Origin of the sequence: Actibacterium sp. (genome assembly GCF_041584535.1) — a bacterium.
In the GTDB taxonomy this organism is placed as follows: domain Bacteria; phylum Pseudomonadota; class Alphaproteobacteria; order Rhodobacterales; family Rhodobacteraceae; genus Actibacterium_D.
Genome location: NZ_JBFHDW010000334.1, coordinates 1 through 2,546, shown reverse-complemented (window position 1 = coordinate 2,546; position 2,546 = coordinate 1). Strand labels below are relative to the sequence as shown.

General features: G+C 60.7%; 1 protein-coding gene. It reads right to left on the bottom strand.

Features of this window, described 5'->3' with window-relative positions:
- Positions 1-2,546, bottom strand: a 2,546-nt coding sequence (locus ABYW26_RS13220) for a vitamin B12-dependent ribonucleotide reductase (protein WP_372605381.1), incomplete at both ends; no start/stop codon positions are given.

Below are 2,546 nucleotides of genomic sequence, written 5' to 3'. Positions count from 1 at the left end.
GGACTGTTGCCGCCAGAATTCGGCACCTCTTCGAAGTTGCGCTTGCCCTCCTCGTCACCGCGGCCGAGCTCGTCGAAGGTGACGCCCTCCGGCTTCACATGTGCCAGGTCGGTGCGGTCGAGATAGCTGACCGCAAGCTCGCGGAAGATGTAGTCGAGGATCGAGGTCGCGTTCTTGATCGAGTCGTTGCCCAGCACGATGCCGGCCGGCTCGAAGCGGGTGAAGGTGAAGGCCTCGACGAACACCTCGAGCGGCACGCCATATTGCAGGCCAACCGACACCGCGATGGCGAAGTTGTTCATCATCGCGCGGAACCCGGCACCCTCTTTATGCATGTCGATAAAGATTTCGCCCAAGGCACCGTCCTGATATTCGCCGGTGCGCAGATAGACCTTGTGACCGCCAACGATCGCCTTCTGGGTATAGCCCTTGCGGCGCTGCGGCAGCTTTTCGCGGCCACGGGCGATTTCCTTGACGATGATCTTCTCGACGATCTTTTCGGCCAGCACCGCAGCTTTTTCCTGCGGGTTGCCCGAGGCAAGGATTTCCTCGGCCTCTTCATCATCCTCGACCAGCGCCGACGCCAGCGGCTGCGACAATTTCGAACCGTCGCGATAGAGGGCGTTGGCCTTGATGCCCAGCGACCAGCTGAGCTCATAGGCCTTCTGGCAATCCTCGATCGAGGCGTCGTTGGGCATGTTGATCGTCTTGCTGATCGCGCCCGAGATGAACGACTGCGCGGCGGCCATCATGTAGATATGGCTGTCGACGCTGAGGAAGCGCTTGCCCTTCTTGCCGCAGGGGTTGGCGCAATCGAAGATGTGGTAATGCGCCGGGTCCAGATGCGGGGCGCCCTCAAGGGTCATGGTGCCGCAGACATGGTCATTGGCGGCCTCGATCTGGGCGCGGGTAAAGCCAAGGTGGCGCAGCAGGTCGAACGACGGATCGTTCAGCTTTTCAGCCGGGATACCAAGGGTTTGGGTGCAGAACTCTTCGCCCAGCGTCCACTGGTTAAAGACAAAGCGGATGTCAAAGGCCGCAGCCAGCGCGCCTTCGATCTTTTCCAGCTCGCGCGGGCCGAAACCGTGGCCGATCAGCGAGGTGGTGTTGATGCCGGGGCAGTTGCCGATGCTAGCGTGACCGACGGCATAGCCGATGATTTCCTCGATCTGCGCCGACCCATAGCCCAGCTTTTCCAGCGCCGCCGGAACCGAGCGGTTGATGATCTTGAAATAGCCGCCACCGGCCAGTTTCTTGAATTTCACCAGCGCGAAATCGGGCTCGATCCCGGTGGTGTCGCAATCCATCACCAGACCAATGGTGCCGGTGGGTGCGATCACGCTGGTCTGAGCGTTGCGATAGCCGTGCTTTTCACCCAGCGCCAGCGCCTCGTCCCACGACGATTGCGCCAGTTCGACAAGGCGGGCATCGGGGCAGTTGGCAATGTCCAGCGCGACTGGTTTGATCTCAAGCTGTTCATAGCCGTCCGTCTTGCCATAAGCGGCGTTGCGGTGGTTGCGGATGACGCGCAGCATGTGCTTGGCGTTGCGCTGATAACCCGGGAAGGCACCCAGTTCGCTGGCAATCTCGGCCGAGGTGGCATAGGCCACGCCAGTCAGGATCGCGGTCAGCGCCCCGGTCAGGGCCCGGCCTTCATCGCTGTCATAGCCAAGGCCCATGTTCATCAACAGACCGCCGATGTTGGCATAGCCCAGACCCAGCGTGCGGAAGTCATAGGAAAGCTGTGCGATTTCCTTCGACGGGAACTGCGCCATCATCACGCTGATCTCCAGCGTCAGGGTCCACAGCCGCGAGGCGTGCATGTAATCCTCGGCCTGGAACGCGCCGTCCTTGTAAAAGGTCAGCAGGTTCATCGAGGCAAGGTTACAAGCGGTATCGTCAAGGAACATGTATTCCGAGCACGGGTTCGAGCCACGGATCGCCCCGTCTTCGGGGCAGGTGTGCCAAGCGTTGACCGTGTCGTGATACTGGATGCCCGGATCGGCGCAGGACCATGCGGCATGGCCGATCTGTTCCCACAGGTCGCGGGCTTTCAGGGTCTTGGCGACCTTACCGTCGGTGCGGCGCAACAGTTCCCAATCGCCATCGGTTTCCACGGCCTTGAGGAAGGCATCCGTCACCCGGACCGAGTTGTTCGAGTTCTGGCCCGACACGGTGGCATAGGCCTCGGAATCCCAATCGGTGTCATAGGTCGGGAATTCGATGCTGCTATAGCCCTGCTTGGCGTAATCCAGCACGCGTTTGACATAAGTCTCGGGAACCGCTTGTTTTTTCGCGGTGCGAATGGCGGCTTTCAGGCTGTCGTTGACCTTGGGATCAAAGGCATCCTGTTCCTTGCCATCCCAGGCGCGGATCGCGGCGAAGATGTCGTTCAGGCGTTGTTCGTGGATCTTGGACCCGGCGACCAGCGACGCGACTTTCTGCTCTTCCTTGACCTTCCAGTTGATGAATTCCTCGATATCCGGGTGGTCGGCATCGCAGATCACCATCTTGGCGGCGCGGCGGGTGGTGCCGCCGGATTTGAT